Source organism: Neisseria shayeganii 871 (genome assembly GCF_000226875.1).
GTDB classification, from domain to species: domain Bacteria; phylum Pseudomonadota; class Gammaproteobacteria; order Burkholderiales; family Neisseriaceae; genus Eikenella; species Eikenella shayeganii.
Genome location: NZ_JH164926.1, coordinates 1166587 through 1185758 on the forward strand (window position 1 = coordinate 1166587; position 19172 = coordinate 1185758).

Genomic DNA, 19172 nt, shown 5'->3' on the forward strand with positions numbered 1-19172 from the left:
GCAAAGGTCTCAGGCTGAGACCTTTGCCCCCCCAGATGTGGATGCAGTTCAAGGCGTAGCAGCACAGCGAGTGCAGACATATCAGACAGATAGGCAAACGAGCGAGCAGCGCACAACGCAGAAATGCGCCGCAGATGGAGGGTTTGCAAAGGTCTCAGGCTGCCTGAAACCTGCTTCGGTTTTCAGCTAGCCTGCCCTTCGTCGGCCGGACGATGCGGGGCGCCGGCAGGATGTTTGTAACGGTTGTAGGCAAACAGATATTGCTCGGGGAAACGGCGCACCCAGGCTTCCACATTGCGGTTGATGATTTCGGCATCGTGGTGTTTGTCGCCGTTGAGGTTGCCCTGCAAAGGCTCGATGTGGAGGGCGAAACCTTCGCTGTGCGGCAGGCGACGGCCGCAGAAAAACAGGGTACGCACGTTTTTTACCTGCGCCAGCTTGGCCGCCAGCGTCATGGTGTAGGCGTAGCGGCCGAAAAACGGCACCCACACGCCGTCGCCGTTTTCGTCGGGCACGTGGTCAGGCAACACAATGGTGGCCTCGCCTTTGCGCAGGGCTTGGATAATCTGTTTGACGCCCTGCATATTGGTGGGTGCGGTGCGGCCTTTGTCGCGCACCCGGCCGGCCTGCATCACGGCATCCAGCGCTTTGATTTTGGGCGGCTTATACATGGCGGTCAGCGGAAACGGCAGGCGGTGGCTGAGATAGCGGCCGGCCAAGTCGTAACTGCCCAAATGCGGGGTGATCAGCAGCAGGCCTTCGCCGGCATCGAGGGCGGCTTGCACATGTTCCCAGCCATGTACTTCGCGAAACAGGGCGGCAATGTCGGCAGGCGGACGGAAAAAGGCAACGGGCAACTCCAGCGCGCCGCAGGCGGTTTCCCGAAAAACCGATTGGACCATGGCCTTATCTGCTATAATCCCGGCCGCTTGCAGATGGCGGCGCACCCGCCGCCGGTCGGCCGGCGACAGCCAGTAAAACAGGCGGCCGGCCATGCTGCCCAAGATGTGCAGCACGCGCAAAGGCAACGCAGAAAGAAAACGGCACAATAAAAAAATCAGGGTTTGCATCACACAGGCGGCCACTCATGAAGAGGCGCCATTGTAATGGAAATTCCCCACCACCCGACAGGCTACCTGAAACCGAACGGCTTTTCAGGTAGCCTCATCCACGCCGCCCTGCCCCGTTTATCTGCCCGAACAGCCGGCCATATTGATGTTTATCAGCGAAAGTCATGCCATGAGCGAATATCTGTTTACTTCCGAATCGGTTTCCGAAGGCCATCCCGACAAAGTGGCCGACCAAATTTCCGACGCCATTCTCGACGCCATCCTCAGCCAAGACCCCGCCGCGCGCGTGGCCGCCGAAACCCTGGTGAACACCGGCCTGTGCGTGCTGGCCGGCGAAGTCACCACCCGGGCGCACGTCAACTATATTCAGGTCGCCCGCGACACCATCCGCCGCATCGGCTACAACGCCTCCGAGCTGGGTTTCGACGCCGACGGCTGCGCGGTCATGGTGTGCTACGACGAGCAGTCGCCCGACATCGCCCAAGGCGTGAACGAAGGCGAAGGTTTGGATTTGGACATGGGCGCCGGCGACCAGGGCCTGATGTTCGGCTACGCCTGCGACGAAACCCCCACGCTGATGCCGTTTGCCATCTACTACGCCCACCGCCTGATGCAGCGCCAGAGCGAAGTGCGCAAAGACGGCCGCCTGCCCTGGCTGCGCCCCGACGCCAAAGCCCAGCTCACCTGCGTGTACGACGCCGACACCGGCAAAGTCAAACGCATCGACACCGTGGTGCTCTCCACCCAGCATGATCCCGACATCAGCCACGAAGACTTGTGCGCGGCGGTGATGGAACACATCATCCGCCCGGTGCTGCCGGCCGAGATGCTCACCGAAGACACCAAATACCTGATCAACCCCACCGGCCGCTTTGTCATCGGCGGCCCGCAGGGCGACTGCGGCCTCACCGGCCGTAAAATCATCGTCGATACCTACGGCGGCGCCGCACCGCACGGCGGCGGCGCTTTCTCCGGCAAAGACCCCACCAAGGTGGACCGCTCCGCCGCCTACGCCTGCCGCTACGTGGCCAAAAATATTGTAGCCGCCGGCTTGGCCAACCAATGCCAGATTCAGATTTCCTACGCCATCGGCATTGCCGAACCCACCTCGATCGCCATCGACACCTTCGGCACCGGCAAACTGGACGAAGTCGCGCTGATCGCCCTGGTGCGCCAACATTTCGACTTGCGCCCCAAAGGCATCATCCAGATGCTCGATCTGCAACGGCCGATTTACAGCAAAACCGCCGCCTACGGCCATTTCGGCCGCGAAGAGCCGGAATTCACCTGGGAGCGCACCGACAAAGCCGCCGCCCTGAAAGCCGCCGCCGGCTTGTGATCCAAGCACCGCCCTGCGCACGACCCGCCCGCTCTCTAACAGCAAGGCGGGTCGCTTTGTTGGCAGGCTACCTGAAAGCAAACGCCAAACCGCCTGTCGAAACAATTGAGAAATATTTGTTTTTTGCTCCGTTCCGCGTGATAATGCCGCGCTGCAACAATCGAAGATAGCGTAAATGTATCAGGCAAAAAAACGTCCTTGGATGCCTTGGCTGTTCGGCTTCGGCCTGCTGCTGGTTATCGGCTTGGCCGTCGGCTATATGCGCGACATCCTCACCCCTTTTGTGACCGCCGCGGTATTGGCCTACATTCTCAATCCGCTGGTGGGAAAACTGCGTGACCGCGGCATCAAGCGGGGCGTAGCCGCCATGCTGGTGATGGTGTTCGCTCTGCTCGTCTTACTGGCCCTGCTCCTGATCGTGGTGCCGATGCTGATCCAGCAGTTCGGCAATCTGGTGGCGCGGCTGCCGGTACTGTTCGCCTTCGTTCAAGACAAAGCGCTGCCGTGGATCAACGGCCACCTGAATACCGACTGGGTATTGGATCAGGAATTTGCCGCCTCTTGGTTTCAAGACAATTTGGGCAACATCCAGGCCACCTTATCGAAAGCTATGCCCACCCTGGTGCAGCAAAGCGGCAATCTGGTGGCCTTAATCAGCAATGTGTTTCTGCTGCCCTTCCTGCTTTACTACTTCCTGCTCGACTGGACCCGCTGGAATTTCGGCATCAAGCTGATGGTGCCCCGCCGCTACATCGAAACCTACACCCGCATCACCCGCAGCATGGACAGCGTGCTGGGCCAATTCATGCGCGGCCAGCTCACTGTGATGCTGATCATGGGCCTGATCTACGGCCTCGGCCTGATGTTCACCGGCCTCGATTCCGGCTTCGCCATCGGCATGGTGGCCGGCCTCTTGGTATTCGTGCCCTATCTGGGCGCCTTCACCGGCCTGCTTTTGGCCACCATGGCCGCCCTGCTGCAATTCGCCTCTTGGCAGGGTCTGCTGATGGTGTGGGCGGTGTTTGCCGTCGGCCAGTTTTTGGAAAGCTTTTTCATCACCCCGAAAATCGTGGGCGAGAGCATCGGCCTGTCGCCGTTTTGGGTGATTTTCGCCTTGATGGCCTTCGGCAGCCTGTTCGGTTTCGTCGGCATGCTCCTGGCCCTGCCGCTGGCGGCTGTGGTGTTGGTTTTGCTGCGCGAAGGCGCCGATGCCTACCTGAACAGCCGTTTCTACCGCCGGGAAAAATAATGTTCGCGGCCCCGCCGTTGCCGGGCTGCATCCCACCCACCTCATCTTGACTTGACTAAAGGAGATTATTCATGCGTTTAGCAAACAAAGTAGCCGTGATTACCGGCGCCGCCAGCGGCATCGGTTTGGCCACTGCCGAGAAATTCGCCGCCGAAGGCGCCACCGTCATCGTGTGCGACCTGAACCAGGCCGGCATCGATGCTGCGGTGCAAGCCATTACCGACCAAGGCGGCAAAGCCGAGGGCTACGTGGTAGACGTAACCAATAAAGAACAAATCAACGCCATGCGCGATGCCGTTTTGGCCAAACACGGCCGCATCGACACCTTGGTCAACAACGCCGGCATCGTAATGGACGCCCAACTGGTGAAAATGACCGAAGAGCAGTTTGACAAGGTGGTGGACATCAACCTGAAAGGCACTTACAACATGGCCCGCGCGCTGGTGGACACCATGGTGGCCCAAGGCAGCGGTGTGATTCTGAACGCCAGCTCCGTTGTCGGCGTGTACGGCAACTTCGGCCAAACCAATTACGCCGCCACCAAATTCGGCGTCATCGGTTTCGTGAAAACCTGGTCGCGCGAACTGGGCAAAAAAGGCATCCGCGTCAACGCCGTGTGCCCCGGCTTCGTGTCCACCCCCATCCTGAAAGACATGCCGGAAAAAGTATTGGCCGCCATGGCCGATAAAGTGCCGATGAAACGCCTGGCCGACCCGAGCGAAATCGCCAATGTGTACGCCTTCCTCGCCAGCGACGAAGCCAGCTACATCAACGGCGCGGCATTGGAAGTAACCGGCGGCTTAACCCTGTAAGCCAAACGGCCTCCCAAAGCAAAAGGCTACCTGAAAACTGTTTCAGGTAGCCTTTCGTATGTGCGGGCGATCCTGCCGCCGATAAGTACAGATGGGCTTAAGCCGAAGCCAGTACGGTCTGTTTCAGGCGGTCGGCCTGGTCTTGCTGCTGGAAGGGGCCGAGGCGCACCACGAAACCGCTGTCCTGCGGCACCAGCAGCAGCTGTTGCGCGGTATTGTTCATGTGGCGCAGCTGGCGGGTGGTTGCTTCCAGATAGCTTTGCGCGTCGGCACGGTTGTCGAAGCGGCGCAGATTCACGTAAATGCTGCCGGCTTCGCGCGCCGGCGCGGCGGCCTGCTGTTGTTGCTCAGGCACGATTTGCTCGATACGCACATTGGCGGTGCCGCTGTTGATGAAGCCGAGGCTCTGGGCGGCGGCTTTGGAAACGTCGATCACACGGCTGCCGTGGAAGGGGCCGCGGTCGTTGATGCGCACCACCACGCTTTTGCCGTTGGACAAATTGGTCACGCGGGCGTAGCTGGGAATCGGCAGGGTTTTGTGGGCGGCGGTCATCAGGTTCATGTCGTAACGCTCGCCGGAGGCGGTGAGACGGCCGTGGAATTGGCGACCATACCAAGAAGCGCGGCCGGTTTGGGTAAAGGCTTGAACTCGGGTGGCGGGGGTATAGCGCACGCCACGCACTTGATAGCTTCGGTTGGCTGAACGATGCAGTCTTTCGGGTTTGGCAACGGCGCTGGGATGCAGATTGGCCGAGTTGCCGTGATACACCGGGGCGGTGAGTCTGGCCTGGTTGCCTGAGGATTCTGCCGAAGCAGTGTTCATCAGGCTGCTAAACAGACCGATGCAGGTGGTCATACCGATAAAAAATGCGTTTTTCAGTTTCGCCAAAACGGGCTCCATTCTTGAGTGGTAGGGGTGTGTGTTGCGGTGAGGCGGTTCAGTTTATTCGCCGCCTGCGTAATCGTTTTGCCGCCATGCTTCGTACAGCATCACGGCCACGGTATTGGAAAGGTTCATGCTGCGGCTGCCGGCTTTCATCGGCAGCCTGAGTTTTTGCTCCGCCGGCAGGCTGTCGAGGATGTCGGCCGGCAGGCCGCGGGTTTCCGGGCCGAACAAAAACACGTCGCCGGGCCGGAAAGCGGCCCGGTCGGGGCGGGTGCGGCCTTTGGTGGTGAGCGCAAAAATGCGTCTGCCCGCCAAAGCGGCCAAGCAGTCGGCAAAGGTTTCGTGTACCGTGAGGCTGGCGAACTCGTGATAGTCCAATCCGGCCCGCTTCATTTTGGCGGAATCGAGCGGAAAGCCGAGCGGTTTCACCAAGTGCAGGTCTGCCCCGCTGTTGGCGCACAGGCGAATGATATTGCCTGTGTTGGGCGGAATTTCCGGCTGATACAAAACGACGGTAAACATGGTCAAATCTGCCGTTCAGGTAGCCTGAGGCGCTTTTTCATTCCAATAAAAAAGGCTGATTCACAATAAATCAGCCGCTTAGCAACGGGGCGCATGATGCCGCACACCGGCCGCCCGCGTCAATTTTTTTTCAATCCGGCCGCGCCAGCACCCAGCAGTAAACCGCCGCCGCGCCAGAATGCATCAGGGTTTGCGACAATTCGGCCAGTGTTGCGCCGGTGGTAACAACATCATCGATTAACAGCAGTTTACGCCCCATTACCGCTTCGGAATCGGCTACCTGAAACACCCCGCGCACATTACGCCGGCGCAGCGCTTTCGGCAGCGTGCTTTGCGCCGCACGGTGCCGCCGGCGCACCACGGAAGGCGGCAGCAGCGGCAGTTGCAGCTGACCGGCCACCGCGGCCGCCAGCAGGGCGCTTTGGTTGAAACCGCGCCGCTGCAGGCGCTGCCGGCTCAAGGGCACCGCCAACACCGCATCGGGCGCCCCGCCGTCCGGCCATGCCGGAATGTCGGCCAGCATCCATTCGGCCAACACCGCGTACAAATGGTTCTGCCCCAGAAATTTATAGGCATACAGCAGATTGCTCAGCGGCGGCGCGTAGCGGAACGATGCCCGCAAATATTGCTGCGGCGGCGGTTTGCGCTGGCAGGCGCCGCAGGGCGTGCCCCAGGCCGAAGGCACGCCGCACAAAGGGCAATGCCGCCCCGCCTCCAGCCGCAGCGTGTCCGCATCCGCGCTGCAGGCGGCGCAAACCGCCTGCACTCCGCTCGGCGCATGGCATAATGCACAGCAGTTTTGTCCGCCTGCGGCCTGCTTGAGCCGACGGCACCATTGAGAAAGCCAAGCCATGTCCGATACCCCTCCCATTTGGCTGCTGCACGGCTGGGCCGCCAACCGCCATGTATTCGACCCACTGGCCGAACGCCTGCAACCGGCCGCCGTGGTCTGCCCCAACCTGCCCGGCCACGGTGACGCCGCTTATGACGGTCATTTCGACATCGACATCATTGCCAACCAATACGCCGCACAAATGCCCGCTGCCGTCCACCTGCTCGGCTGGTCGCTCGGCGGCCTGATTGCGCTGCATCTGGCCGCACGGCATCCGCACAAAGTGCTCAGCCTCTGCCTCACCGCCTCTTTTGCCAAACTGCAGGCCGCGCCCGACTACCCGGCCGGGCTCACCCAGCCCGCTCTCAGCAAAATGCTGCCGCTGTTTCAGCAGGATTACGCCAAATATATCCGCCAATTCATTCAGTTGCAATTTCTCTACAGCAAGCGCCACACCGATTTGCAGGAAGCCGTGCTCGCCAAACTCACCGCCGCCTCCGCCCCGCCGGCCCTGGCCGATGCCTTAAACGCCCTCTCCCAGGCCGACGCCCGCCCCCTGCTGGCGCAGATCCGCTGCCCCATCCTGCTGCTGTTCGGCGACAAAGACACCCTCACCCCGCCGCGCATGGGCGAATACTTGCAACAACACCTGCCCCGCAGCCGGCTGCAGCTGATTCCCGGCGCCGTCCACGCCCCCTTCCTCAGCCACGCAGACGAATTCGCCGCACACTACCGAAACTTCCTGCTGCAAACCGATCGGCCGCCTGCTTTCAGGTAGCCCTTTCCCCACCCGTTCACAGGAGCCGTGCCATGAAATCCCTGTTCTTCCGCCTGTGCTGTCTGCTGTTTCTCTTTACCGCACCCGCTGCCGCCGAAAACGTCCGCCCCGCCGACATGATGCTGGCGCAGGAATACCGCAGCCAAGGCATCCGCGGCTGGCTGGCCAGCGAAAAACTCGACGGCGTACGCGCCTTCTGGAACGGGCAATACCTCATCAGCCGCGGCGGCCACGTCCTGCCCGCGCCAGACTGGTTTACCCGCGGCTTCCCGCCCTACGCGCTGGACGGCGAACTCTACGCCGGCCGCGGCCGTTTCGAGCACACCTCCGCCGCCGTGCGCGGCCACCGTCCCGAAGCCTGGCAGACCATCCGCTACCACGTTTTCGACGTGCCCGACGCCGAAGGCGGCCTGCTGCAACGCCTATCCGCCCTCTCGGGCTACCTGAAAAACCATCCGAACACCCGCATCCGCCTGATCGAACAAATACCGGTGGCCGATGCCGCCGCCGCCCACGCCCTGTTGCAGCGCATTGAAGCCGGCGGCGGCGAAGGGCTGATTCTGCGCCATCCCCACGCCCCTTATCCGCGCGGCCGCAGCCCGCTGATCCTAAAAATGAAAAGCGAGCACGACGCCGAATGCCGCGTGGTGGCGCACCACCCCGGGCGCGGCCGTTACGAAGGCCTGCTCGGCGCACTTTCCTGCGAAAACCGGCACGGCCGCTTCCGCATCGGCTCCGGCTTCAGCCGCCACGACCGTGCCCATCCGCCGCCTATCGGCAGCACGATTACCTACCGCTACCGCGGCTTTACCCGCCACGGCACCCCGCGTTTCGCCACCTTCGTGCGCCAACGGCCGACCGAATAAGACCGCCTTCCGCTTTCAGGTAGCCTGCTGCCCTCCTGCCTTTCAGGCTACCTGAAACCGTCCTGCCCGCTCCGGCACGCTCCCAAACCTATTCCCCCCAGGTCAGCAGCCCGCCTTCCCGCACCTCCTCCATCACCACATAACTGCGGCTCTCCACCGCCGAAGGCAGCTGGAGCAGGATTTTGCCCAGCATATCGCGGTAGGCCGACATATCCGGCAGGCGCACTTTGAGCAGATAATCGTATTCGCCCGACACCAAATGGCATTCCAGAATCTGCGGAATTTTCAGCACCTCGCGGCGGAACTCCTCAAAAATATCGCCAGATTTGGAATGCAGCTTGATTTCCACAAACACCAACAGGCCGTAACCCAAACGGGCGGGGTTCAAGCGGGCGTGATAGCCCGTGATGTAGCCGTCGCGCTCCAGCCGCCGCACCCGCTCCGTGACCGGCGTGGCCGACAGCCCCACCCGCTCCGCCAGCTCGGTCATGCTCAGGCGGCCGTTTTCCTGCAACAGCTTTAAAATTTTGCGGTCTATCTTATCGGCCTGCTTCAGCATATTGAATTTCTCTTTTTAAAAGTTAATTTTCAGAATATTTCATTTTAAAAATACATCAATAAAGTGAAAAAGGCTACCTGAAAAGCATTAGACTTGCGCAATTCACTAACACACAAAACAAAGGAGAACGCATGCAGGTCATCGTCATGGGCGCCGGCATCACCGGCATCGCCACCGCCTGGTATCTGCGCCAGGCCGGTCATGAAGTTACCGTTATCGAGCGCGAACAGGGCGCCGCGCTGGAAACCAGTTTCGCCAACGCCGGCCAGCTCTCTTACGGCTACACCACGCCTTGGGCCGCCCCCGGCATTCCGCAAAAAGCCGCCAAATGGCTGTTTAAAGAACATTCCCCCCTGCTGCTGCGCCCCGACGGCAGCCTGTTCCAATTGCAATGGCTGTGGCAGATGCTGCAAAACTGCACCGACTCGGCCTATATCGTGAATAAAGACCGCATGGTGCGCATTTCCGAATACAGCCGCGAAATGCTCGCCCGTCTGGAAGCGGAAACCGGCATCGGCTACGAAGGCCGCCAGCTAGGCACTTTGCAAATCTTCCGCACCCAGCAGCAAATCGATGCCGCCACCAAAGACATGCAGGTGTTGCGCGATTACGGCGTGCCCTTCGAGCTGTTGGAAGGTGCCGCCGCCTGTGCCGCCAAAGAACCGGCGCTGGCCCAAGCCGCCAACCTGATTGCCGGCGGCCTGCACCTGCCCAACGACGGTACCGGCGACTGCCACCTGTTTACCACCCGCCTGGCCAAAATGTGTGCCGATGCCGGCGTGGTGTTCCATTACGGCCGCGAAATCCAGCACATCGCCACCCAAGGCAACCGCATCACCGGCCTCACCGCCGGCGGCGAGCATTTCAGCGCCGAGCGCTACGTCTGCGCCTTAGGCAGCTTCAGCCGCCAGCTCTTGGCCCAGCTCGACATCCGCCTGCCGGTGTATCCGGTGAAAGGCTACTCGCTCACCATTCCGATGAGCGACGAATCCCGCTCGCCGGTGTCCACCATCATCGACGAAACCTACAAAGTGGCCATCACCCGCTTCGACGAACGCATCCGCGTGGGCGGCATGGCCGAGCTGTCCGGCTACCGCATCCAGCTGTCGCCCAAACGCCGCGAAACGCTGGAGCTGGTGGTAAACGAGCTGTTCCCCGGCTGCGGCAACGTGGGCGCCGCCACCTTCTGGAGCGGCCTGCGCCCGATGACGCCCGACAGCACGCCGATTATCGGCGCCACCCGCTTCACCAACCTGTTCACCAACACCGGCCACGGCACGCTGGGTTGGACCATGGGTTTGGGTTCGGGCAAAATTACCGCCGACCTAGTGGGCGAAGTGAAGCCCGAAATCGAAACCAGCGATTTGTCGCTTATCCGCTACGCCTGATCGGCAAAACACGCCAAAGCCCTGCCGCATGATGCAGGCGGGGCTTGATTACCACGGCCAATCGCTCCTACTGTATGCCGCCCGCAACAAATCAGGCTGAGACCTTATGCTGTGCCCGACAAGCAAAAACTTGGCTTCAACATCCGTCAGCACAATGGCCGCGCCCACATTCTCAAGCCTGCAAACAACGCTTGTCCAAATACACCGCCACATGCAGGCCGCTGGCGAAACGGCGGCTGTCGCTCAATACCAAACGGCCGCCGTAACGCCGCGCCACCGCATCGGCAATCGACAAACCCAAACCAGTGCCTTCCTCGCCGCTGCCCAAAATGCGGTAAAACGGATCCAACACCCGTTCCCGCTCCGCCGGCTCAATGCCGGGGCCGTTGTCTTCGACATGGAACACGATATGGTCGGCGGTTTCCTCGGCCCACAAATCAATCTGCCCGCCGGCCGGCGTATAGCGCAACGCATTGTCGGCCAAGGTTTTCAGCAGGGTATAGAGCGCCGTTTCATCGGCATAGCACACCGGGTCGGCCGCGTCGGCCACACCGAAATCCTGCTCTTTCGCCTCCGCCAAAGGCAGCAAATCCTCCACCACGCGGCGGAACACAGCCTGCGCATGAACAGCGGCATGGCGCCCGCCGGCCTCGCTGTTTTGCGCCCGCGCGTGAGACAGCAGCTGATCCAACAGTTGGCGGTTGCGGCGGATGCCCTGCTGTAACGCCGCCAGCCGGCCGGCCGCCGGCTCGGGCAGCGGCTGCTGCGCCAAGCGTTCGGCCTGCAGCGACAAAGCCGTCATCGGGCTGCGCAGCTCGTGGGCGGCGTCGGCAATGAAGCGCTGCTGTTGCTGCACCGCCGCCTCAATCCGCTCCAACAAACGGTTCAAGGCCTGCACAAAGCCACGGATTTCCGCCGGCATGCCGGCTTCGGGCAAGGGCGACAAATCTTGGCTGCCGCGCGCTTCCACATGTGCCGACAATTCGCTCACCGGCCGCAAGGTGCGCCGGATGATCCACATGGTCAGCAAGCTGATTAAGGGAATCAGCAGCAACAGCGGCAAGACGCTGTTCCACGCCGAGCGGGCGGCCAATTCCTCGCGGTATTCGTTTTCCTGCCACACCGCCACCCGCCCCTGCGGCGTGTGGCGCACGTACACTCGGTAGCTGTCGCCGCCCTCATAAACCGTGTGCAGGCCGTCTGCCAAATGCCCGGGCAGGTCCAGATCGCGTTCATCCTCATCGTCTTGCTGTGTTTCGCCGGGATAATCGACATAGATCCGCACATCGTTGTCCACATCGGGCATCTTCGGCGGCGGTGCATTCGGATTGATGTAGGCAGCGGTTTGCCTCAACAAATCGTCTTGGAAGTCGTTGGTTTGCTGATAGGTGTCGTAAAACGCAAAGCCGCCGGCCAAAACGGCCAGCAGCAAAAACAGCAAAGAAAAGGCGGCATTCAGGCGCAGCTGGAGGGAGTGACGGAAAGCGGGCATGGGCGGCGAGGCAATCGGGTTTGATACACGGCAATCATACGCGCCGAAATTTAGCACACAATTAGCCGGCCAAAGAGACAAAAACGATTCAGGCTGAGACCTTTGCAAAACCCCCAGATGTGGATGCAGTTCAAGGCGTAGCAGCGCAGCGAGTGTGAACGTCAGGAATCCCTGTGGGACAGACATATCATCTAGATAGGCAAGCGAACGAGCAGCGCACAACGCAGAAATGCGCCGCAGATGGGGTTTTTGCAAAGGTCTCAGGCTACCTGAAAGCCTTTCAGGTAGCCTGAATGATGATGCGAACGCTTAAAGAGACCCATTAACCCGCTTCGCTGCCGCCCACAGTGAGGCCGGCGTCAATGCGCAGCGTGGGCTGCCCCACGCCCACCGGCACGCTTTGGCCGTCTTTGCCGCACACGCCAACACCGGGATCTAAGGCGGTGTCGTTGCCGATCATGCTCACGTGCTTCAACACTTCGGGGCCGTTGCCGATGATGGTGGCGCCTTTCACCGGATATTGCAGCTTGCCGTTTTCCACCCACCAGGCTTCAGACGCGCTGAACACGAATTTGCCGCTGGTGATGTCCACCTGGCCGCCGCCGAAATTCACCGCATACAGCCCTTTGTCGATGGAGGCGATGATTTCTTCGGGCTCGTGGCTGCCGTTTTCCATATAGGTATTGGTCATGCGCGGCATGGGCACGGAAGCGTAGCTTTCGCGGCGGCCGTTGCCGGTTACCGCCGTGCCCATCAGGCGGGCGTTGGTTTCGTCCTGCAGGTAGCCGGTGAGAATGCCGTCTTCAATCAACACCGTGCGGCGGGTTTCGTTGCCTTCGTCGTCCAAACTCAACGAGCCGCGCCGCCCTTCGATATTGCCCTGGTCCACCACGGTCACGCCCTTGGCCGCCACCCGCTCGCCGATGCGGCCGGCAAACGCGCTGGTGCCCTTGCGGTTGAAATCGCCTTCCAAACCGTGGCCCACCGCTTCATGCAGCAGCACGCCCGGCCAGCCGCTGCCCAGCACCACCGTCATCGCCCCGGCCGGCGCCGGACGCGATTCGAGATTGGTCAGCGCCTGCGCCACCGCCGCCTGCACATAACCGCGCACACACCCGTCATCAAAATACGCCAAGCCGAAACGGCCGCCGCCGCCGGCACTGCCCGCCTCGCGCCGCTCGCCCTGTTTGGCCACCACGGTAACGCTCAGGCGCACCAAAGGCCGGATGTCGGCCGCCACCCGCCCGTCCAAACGGGCGAGATAGACCATCTCGTATTCGCAGGTCAGCCCCGCCATCACTTGCACGATGCGCGGGTCCGCCGCTTTAGCCAACTGCTCCACCTTCTCCAGCAACGCCACTTTGACCGCCGAATCCAAGCCGGCAATCGGATTGGCCGCATCGTACAGGGGCGGCACCGAGGCTACCTGAAAACGCAAATCGGCCGAGCGGTTTTGCCCCGCCGCGCCGATGGTGCGCACCGCCCGTGCCGCCTGCGCCAAAGCCTCGGCGGTCAGATTATCGGAATAAGCGAAAGCGGTTTTTTCGCCGGATACCGCCCGCACGCCCACGCCTTGGTCGATTTGGAAGCTGCCGGATTTCACCATGCCCTCTTCCAAATGCCAGCTCTCGAAAGCCGTGTGCTGGCAGTAGATGTCGGCATAATCAACCCGGTGGCTGCCGATTTGGGCCAAAGCCGCCGCCAAGTGGTGTTCGTGCAGGCGGTTGGCGTGAAGCAGTTGTTCGGCAACGGTGCGCTGGACGGAATAGCTCATAGCAGGTCTTTTAAATATTGGGAAAAGAAAGAGGCAAAAAGTGCGGCATTATAGCAGCCCGACACCGAGATAATCGGCCCGCTCCTAAGCAATAGATTTTAATTATCATCACATTCAGCCTGATTAAGATATTTTCGCATTTTATTTATTGATAATAATTATCGTTTGTGTATAATCCACTCCAACCACCCACTCACAGGGTTGGCCGATTTCATTATCTCAAAGCCATTCTCTCCAACACCCGCACAGGAGTACGCCTAGCGACACCAGATTTCTTGACATCCCAATACTCAAAACCGAAGGTTGAAGCCCGCTGCCTGAAACAGCGGGCTTCGGCTTTTCCGGTCCGGGGCCCGCGCCCGGCAAGCGTCTGTTCTCTCCCGTTAAAATTCGTTATAATGCGCCGCTTTACACAGCGGCGACCAGGCCAAAACCAGCATCCCGCCGCTTCACAGTACAACAAACCACGACACAAACGAAGGACAAAACATGGGCTTTTTGCAAGGTAAAAAAATCCTGATTACCGGCATGATTTCCGAGCGCTCGATTGCCTACGGCATTGCCAAAGCCTGCCGCGAACAAGGTGCCGAGCTGGCGTTCACCTATGTGGTGGACAAGCTCGAGGAGCGCGTGCGCAAAATGGCGGCCGAACTCGGCTCCGAACTGGTGTTCCGCTGCGACGTGCAAAACGACGCCGAAATCGAGCAAGTTTTTGCCGATTTGGGCCGCTCTTGGGACGGCCTGGACGGCTTGGTGCACGCCATTGCCTTCGCCCCGAAAGAAGCCTTGGGCGGCGACTTTCTCGACAACATCAGCCGCGAAGCCTTCAACATTGCTCACGATGTCTCCGCCTACAGCCTGCCGGCTTTGGCCAAAGCCGCCCGCCCCATGATGCGCGGCCGCAACAGCGCCATCTTGGCCCTGTCTTACCTCGGCGCCGTCCGCGCCATCCCCAACTACAACGTGATGGGCATGGCCAAAGCCAGCTTGGAAGCCGGCGTGCGCTTTACCGCCGCTTGCGTCGGCCCGGAAGGCATCCGCTGCAACGGCATTTCCGCCGGCCCCATCAAAACCTTGGCCGCCGCCGGCATTGCCGATTTCGGCAAACTGCTCAGCCATGTGGCCGCCCACAATCCGCTGCGCCGCAACGTGACCATTGAAGAAGTGGGCAACACCGCCGCCTTCCTGCTCTCTGACCTCGCTTCCGGCATCACCGGCGAAATCACCTATGTGGACGGCGGTTACAGCATCAACGCATTGAACGAAGCCGCCGAAGGCTGACCGCCGCCGCCATCCGGCCAATCAGGCTACCTGAAACGGGCCGCGCAGATGACCGCGCGGCCCGTTTCAGGTAGCCTTATGTTTCGGGTAGCCTTATGTGGTAAAATCGCGCGTTTTTAAATTCCGGGGCCGCACCGTCATGAGCAGCACAAACGACCACCAGTTTGCCAAAGAGACCATACCCGTCAGTCTTGAAGACGAAATGCGCAAGTCCTATCTGGACTACGCCATGTCGGTGATTGTCGGCCGCGCCCTGCCCGACGTGCGAGACGGCCTCAAACCCGTGCACCGCCGCGTGCTCTACGCCATGCACGAATTGAAAAACAACTGGAACAGCGCCTATAAAAAATCCGCCCGCGTGGTGGGCGACGTGATCGGTAAATACCACCCGCACGGCGACAGCGCGGTGTACGATACCATCGTGCGCATGGCGCAGGACTTTTCCCTGCGCTATATGTTTGTCGACGGCCAGGGCAACTTCGGCTCGGTGGACGGCGACGGCGCCGCCGCCATGCGTTACACCGAAATCCGCATGGCCCGCATCGCCCACGAAATGCTGGCCGACATCGAAGAAGAAACCGTCGATTTCGGTCCCAACTACGACGGCAGCGAACACGAGCCGCTGATTCTCCCCGCCCGCGTGCCCTCCCTGCTGGTCAACGGCTCCTCCGGCATCGCCGTGGGCATGGCCACCAATATCCCGCCGCATAATCTCAACGACACCGTAGATGCCTGCCTCAAACTGCTCGAAGACGGCGACACCGACATCGAAGAGCTGATCAACCTCATCAAAGCACCCGACTTCCCCACCGGCGCCACCATCTACGGCATGGCCGGCGTGCGCGAAGGCTACCACACCGGCCGGGGCCGTGTGGTGATGCGCGCCAAAACCCACATCGAGCCCATCGGCAAAAACGGCGAACGCGAAGCCATCATCGTTGACGAAATCCCCTATCAGGTCAACAAAGCCAAACTGGTGGAAAAAATCGGCGAACTGGTGCGCGAGAAAACCGTGGAAGGCATCAGCGAGCTGCGCGACGAATCCGACAAATCCGGTATGCGCATCGTCATCGAGCTCAAGCGCAACGAAAACGCCGAAGTGGTGCTCAACCAACTCTACAAACTCACCCAGCTGCAAGACAGCTTCGGCATCAATATGGTGGCCCTGGTGGACGGCCAGCCGCGCCTGTTAAACCTCAAACAGATTCTGCGTGAATTCCTGCGCCACCGCCGCGAAGTGGTGACCCGCCGCACCCTGTTCCGCCTGAAAAAAGCGCGCCAGGAAGGCCACATCGCCGAAGGCAAAGCGGTCGCCCTGTCGAACATCGACGAAATGATCGCGCTGATTAAAGCCTCGGCCGACGTAGAAGCTGCCCGCGAAGCCTTGCTCGCCCGCCCGTGGCGCTCGCAACTGGTGGCCGATATGCTCTCGCGCACCGATTTGGATTTGCGCATGGCCCGCCCCGAAGGGCTACCTGAAAACCGCGGCCTGCATGCCGACGGCTACTGGCTCTCCGACGAACAGGCCCGCGCCATCCTGCGCATGAGCCTGCGCAACCTCACCGGCCTCGACCAAGACGAAATCGTTCGCGAATACAAGGACATCATGGCCGCCATCATCGACCTGCTCGACATTCTGGCCAAGCCCGAGCGCATCCGCCAAATCATGCAGGACGAACTGATTGCCGTCAAAGCGCAATTCGGCGACGAGCGCCGCAGCGAAATCAACCCCTTCGGCGGCGACATCGCCGACGAAGACCTCATCCCCCCGCGCGACATGGTGGTCACCCTCACCCACAGCGGCTACATCAAAACCCAGCCCACCAGCGACTACCAAGCCCAGCGCCGCGGCGGCCGCGGCAAACAGGCCGCCGCCACCAAAGACGAAGACTTCATCGAAACCCTGTTTGTGGCCAACACCCACGACTACCTGATGTGCTTCACCAACCTCGGCCGCTGCCACTGGATCAAGGTATACCGCCTGCCCGAAGGCGGCCGCAACTCGCGCGGCCGCCCGATCAACAACGTCATCCAATTGGAAGAAAACGAAAAAGTGTCCGCCATTTTGGCGGTGCGCGACTTCCCTGCCGACCAATACGTTTTCTTCGCCACCGCGCAGGGCATGGTGAAAAAAGTGCAGCTCTCCGCCTTCAAAAACGTGAGCAGCAAAGGCATCAAAGCCATCGCCATGAAAGAAGGCGACAGCCTGGTGGGCGTGGCGCGCACTTCCGGCAGCGACGACATCATGCTGTTCTCCAACCTCGGCAAAGCCATCCGCTTCAACGAATACTGGGAGAAAAGCGCCGAGGCCGAGCACGACGGCTCTGACGACGACAGCCCGCTTTCAGGTAGCCCCAACGAAGCGGAAGACGCCGAACACGACAGCGATGCCGACCACGGCGTAGCCGCCGCCAACAAAGGCGTGCGCCCCTCCGGCCGCGGCAGCGGCGGCCTGCGCGGCATGCGTCTGCCGGCCGACGGCCGCATCGTCAGCCTCATCACCTTCGCCCCCGAATGCGAACAGGGCGAACCGCAGGTGCTCACCGCCACCGCCAAAGGCTACGGCAAACGCACGCCGATTGCCGATTACAGCCGCAAAGGCAAAGGCGGCCAAGGCAATATCGCCATCAACACCGGCGAGCGCAACGGCGATTTGGTGGCCGCCACCTTGGTGGCGGAAAGCGACGACTTGATGTTGATCACCAGTGGCGGCGTGCTGATCCGCACCAAAGTGGCGCAAATCCGCGAAACCGGCCGCGCCGCCGCCGGCGTGAAGCTGATCAATCTGGACGAAGGCGAAACCCTGGTCAGCCTCGAACGGGTGGACGAAGAGCCTGAGGCAGAAAACGGCTGCGAAAACGGCGCAGGCAACAGCGTGCCGAGCGCCGCTGAAAACGACCTACCCGAGGCCGAAGCGTAACCGGCAGCGGCCTCCGCTTTCAGGTAGCCTCGGCAGATGTTCGGCTAAGACTGGGCGCAGAAAAACAGACACCATTTCCTTGATGCGGAAATGGTGTCTGTTTGTTTATCAGGCCGACTTCGTTTCAGGCTGAGACCTTTGCAAAACTCTCAGATGTGGATGCAGTTCAAGGCGTAGCAGCGCAGCGAGCGTAGACATATCATACAGATAGGCAAGCGAGCGAGCAGCACACAACGCAGAAATGCGCCGCAGATGGGGGTTTTGCAAAGGTCTCAGGCTACCTGAAAAGCGTTAATCACCTAAAACCCATCACACCAAAGCCAAGGCCGCTTCGGCCACTTTGTCGGCGCTGGCGGGATTTGCCAGTGTGCGGGCGTTTTCCGCCCATTGGCGGCAGGTGTCGCGGTTGAGGCCGCCTAAGATAGAAGCCAGCTTCTCGGCCGTCAACTCGCTTTGTGGCAGCAGTAAAGCCGCTTCGGCGGCCGCCATAAAGCGGGCGTTGGCGGTTTGGTGGTCGTCCACCGCGTACGGATAGGGCACCAGCAGCGCGCCCACGCCGGCGGCGGTCAGCTCGGCAATCGTCAGCGCGCCGGCGCGGCACACCACCACATCGGCATGACGGTAGGCGGCGGTCATGTCGTCGATAAACTCCACGCATTCGGCCTGCACGCCCAATGCCTGATAGCGCTGCTGCAAATCGCCCAGCTTACCGCGCCCGCTTTGGTGGTAGAGCTGCGGCCGCTGCTCGGCGGGCAACAGCGCCAGCGCTTCGGGCAGCAGGCGGTTGAGGATGTCGGCCCCCAGGCTGCCGCCGGTAACCAGCACGTTCAACTTGCCGGAACGGCCAGCAAAGCGTTCGGCCGGCGGCGGCAGGGCGGCAATGTCGGCGCGCACCGGATTGCCCACCAAGCCGTCGGCATGGTCGAAGGCTTTGGGGAAGGCGTACAGCACGCGGCGGGCATACTTGGCCAGCAGCTTGTTCGATAAGCCGGCCACGGCGTTTTGCTCGTGGATCACAATCGGAATGCCGCTGAATTTGGCCGCCATGCCGCCGGGGAAGGTGACGAAACCGCCGAAGCCGATCACGCAGTCGATGCGGTGTTTTTTCAAAATCCGCTTGGCCGCCGAAATGGTTTGCCACAAGGTAAAGGGCAGCATCAGCTTGCGTTTGAGGCCGTTGCCGCGCACGCCTTTGATCGCCAGCGTTTCCAAGGCGATGCCGTGCTGCGGCACGATGCGGGTTTCCATCGCCCCTTCGCTGCCCAGCCACACCACATGGTGTCCGCGCCGTTTCAGGGCGTCGGCCACGGCCAAGGCGGGGAAAATATGGCCGCCGGTGCCGCCGGCCATCAGAAGAAAAGTTTTTCCGCTCATGCTGTCCTCCCGTTGCAAAAGGGAACTGTC

Annotated in this window: 18 protein-coding genes; 8 read left to right on the forward strand and 10 right to left on the reverse strand. The window is 61.1% G+C overall.

What is annotated here, in order from left to right; translation table 11 throughout:
- Both HMPREF9371_RS13305 and HMPREF9371_RS05295 read right to left on the reverse strand, forming a co-directional pair.
- Positions 1–158: lipoprotein signal peptidase (locus tag HMPREF9371_RS13305; protein ID WP_083814023.1), on the reverse strand; the 158-nt coding region annotated here is incomplete at its 3' end.
- A 24-nt stretch (positions 159–182) separates the two neighbouring features.
- Positions 183–1070, reverse strand: a complete 888-nt coding sequence (locus HMPREF9371_RS05295; RefSeq protein WP_040660213.1) for a lysophospholipid acyltransferase family protein — start codon at positions 1068–1070, stop codon at positions 183–185.
- Positions 1071–1239: 169 nt separating this feature from the next.
- Between HMPREF9371_RS05295 and metK the strand changes: the two genes are divergently transcribed.
- The 3 genes from metK (at position 1240) to HMPREF9371_RS05310 (ending at position 4470) form a co-directional block, all read left to right on the forward strand.
- A complete protein-coding gene (metK, locus tag HMPREF9371_RS05300; RefSeq protein WP_040660846.1) occupies positions 1240–2409 on the forward strand; it encodes a methionine adenosyltransferase in 1170 nt (389 codons plus the stop codon).
- Between the two features lie 175 nt (positions 2410–2584).
- A complete protein-coding gene (locus HMPREF9371_RS05305; RefSeq protein WP_009118938.1) occupies positions 2585–3658 on the forward strand; it encodes an AI-2E family transporter in 1074 nt (357 codons plus the stop codon).
- A 71-nt stretch (positions 3659–3729) separates the two neighbouring features.
- The gene (locus tag HMPREF9371_RS05310; protein WP_009118939.1) at positions 3730–4470 is read left to right on the forward strand and encodes a beta-ketoacyl-ACP reductase; all 741 of its coding nucleotides are present in this window, start codon (positions 3730–3732) and stop codon (positions 4468–4470) included.
- A 97-nt stretch (positions 4471–4567) separates the two neighbouring features.
- On the opposite strand, the gene HMPREF9371_RS05315 is transcribed toward HMPREF9371_RS05310, so the two are convergent.
- The 3 genes from HMPREF9371_RS05315 to HMPREF9371_RS05325 all read right to left on the reverse strand — a co-directional run bounded on the left by HMPREF9371_RS05315 (position 4568) and on the right by HMPREF9371_RS05325 (position 6731).
- Complete coding sequence (locus tag HMPREF9371_RS05315) at positions 4568–5371, reverse strand: septal ring lytic transglycosylase RlpA family protein (protein ID WP_009118940.1); 804 nt, start codon at positions 5369–5371, stop codon at positions 4568–4570.
- 42 nt (positions 5372–5413) lie between these two features.
- A complete protein-coding gene (gene trmL / locus HMPREF9371_RS05320; RefSeq protein WP_009118941.1) occupies positions 5414–5878 on the reverse strand; it encodes a tRNA (uridine(34)/cytosine(34)/5-carboxymethylaminomethyluridine(34)-2'-O)-methyltransferase TrmL in 465 nt (154 codons plus the stop codon).
- Between the two features lie 130 nt (positions 5879–6008).
- Positions 6009–6731: a ComF family protein gene (locus tag HMPREF9371_RS05325; RefSeq protein ID WP_040660215.1), complete on the reverse strand. Its 723-nt coding sequence runs from the start codon at positions 6729–6731 to the stop codon at positions 6009–6011.
- Between HMPREF9371_RS05325 and bioH the strand changes: the two genes are divergently transcribed.
- Positions 6730–7488, forward strand: a complete 759-nt coding sequence (gene bioH, locus HMPREF9371_RS05330; protein ID WP_009118943.1) for a pimeloyl-ACP methyl ester esterase BioH — start codon at positions 6730–6732, stop codon at positions 7486–7488. The genes HMPREF9371_RS05325 and bioH overlap by 2 nt on opposite strands.
- Positions 7489–7520: 32 nt before the next feature.
- A complete protein-coding gene (locus HMPREF9371_RS05335; RefSeq protein WP_009118944.1) occupies positions 7521–8354 on the forward strand; it encodes a DNA ligase in 834 nt (277 codons plus the stop codon).
- An 88-nt stretch (positions 8355–8442) separates the two neighbouring features.
- Here the strand turns inward: HMPREF9371_RS05335 and HMPREF9371_RS05340 are convergent, their stop codons facing one another.
- A complete protein-coding gene (locus HMPREF9371_RS05340) occupies positions 8443–8910 on the reverse strand; it encodes a winged helix-turn-helix transcriptional regulator (protein ID WP_156787046.1) in 468 nt (155 codons plus the stop codon).
- Between the two features lie 134 nt (positions 8911–9044).
- On the opposite strand from HMPREF9371_RS05340, the gene HMPREF9371_RS05345 reads away from it, so the two are divergent.
- On the forward strand, positions 9045–10301 hold the full coding sequence (locus HMPREF9371_RS05345; protein WP_009118946.1) for a D-amino acid dehydrogenase: 1257 nt from the start codon (positions 9045–9047) through the stop codon (positions 10299–10301).
- Between the two features lie 172 nt (positions 10302–10473).
- Here HMPREF9371_RS05345 and HMPREF9371_RS05350 read toward each other — a convergent pair whose 3' ends face one another.
- Positions 10474–11793 (reverse strand): ATP-binding protein, encoded by a 1320-nt coding sequence (locus tag HMPREF9371_RS05350; RefSeq protein ID WP_040660217.1) that lies wholly within the window; start codon positions 11791–11793, stop codon positions 10474–10476.
- 322 nt (positions 11794–12115) lie between these two features.
- On the reverse strand, positions 12116–13567 hold the full coding sequence (tldD, locus tag HMPREF9371_RS05355) for a metalloprotease TldD (protein WP_009118949.1): 1452 nt from the start codon (positions 13565–13567) through the stop codon (positions 12116–12118).
- 489 nt (positions 13568–14056) lie between these two features.
- Between tldD and fabI the strand changes: the two genes are divergently transcribed.
- Together fabI and gyrA are read left to right on the forward strand one after the other, a co-directional pair.
- On the forward strand, positions 14057–14848 hold the full coding sequence (fabI, locus tag HMPREF9371_RS05360; RefSeq protein WP_009118950.1) for an enoyl-ACP reductase FabI: 792 nt from the start codon (positions 14057–14059) through the stop codon (positions 14846–14848).
- A gap of 139 nt (positions 14849–14987) precedes the next feature.
- Entirely contained in the window at positions 14988–17768 is a 2781-nt protein-coding gene (gene gyrA / locus HMPREF9371_RS05365; RefSeq protein WP_009118951.1) for a DNA gyrase subunit A, read from the forward strand.
- A gap of 108 nt (positions 17769–17876) precedes the next feature.
- On the opposite strand, the gene HMPREF9371_RS13310 is transcribed toward gyrA, so the two are convergent.
- Together HMPREF9371_RS13310 and murG are read right to left on the reverse strand one after the other, a co-directional pair.
- On the reverse strand, positions 17877–18035 hold the full coding sequence (locus HMPREF9371_RS13310; RefSeq protein ID WP_009118952.1) for a hypothetical protein: 159 nt from the start codon (positions 18033–18035) through the stop codon (positions 17877–17879).
- 42 nt (positions 18036–18077) lie between these two features.
- The gene (gene murG, locus HMPREF9371_RS05370) at positions 18078–19142 is read right to left on the reverse strand and encodes an undecaprenyldiphospho-muramoylpentapeptide beta-N-acetylglucosaminyltransferase (RefSeq protein ID WP_009118953.1); all 1065 of its coding nucleotides are present in this window, start codon (positions 19140–19142) and stop codon (positions 18078–18080) included.
- Positions 19143–19172: the final 30 nt, after the last annotated feature.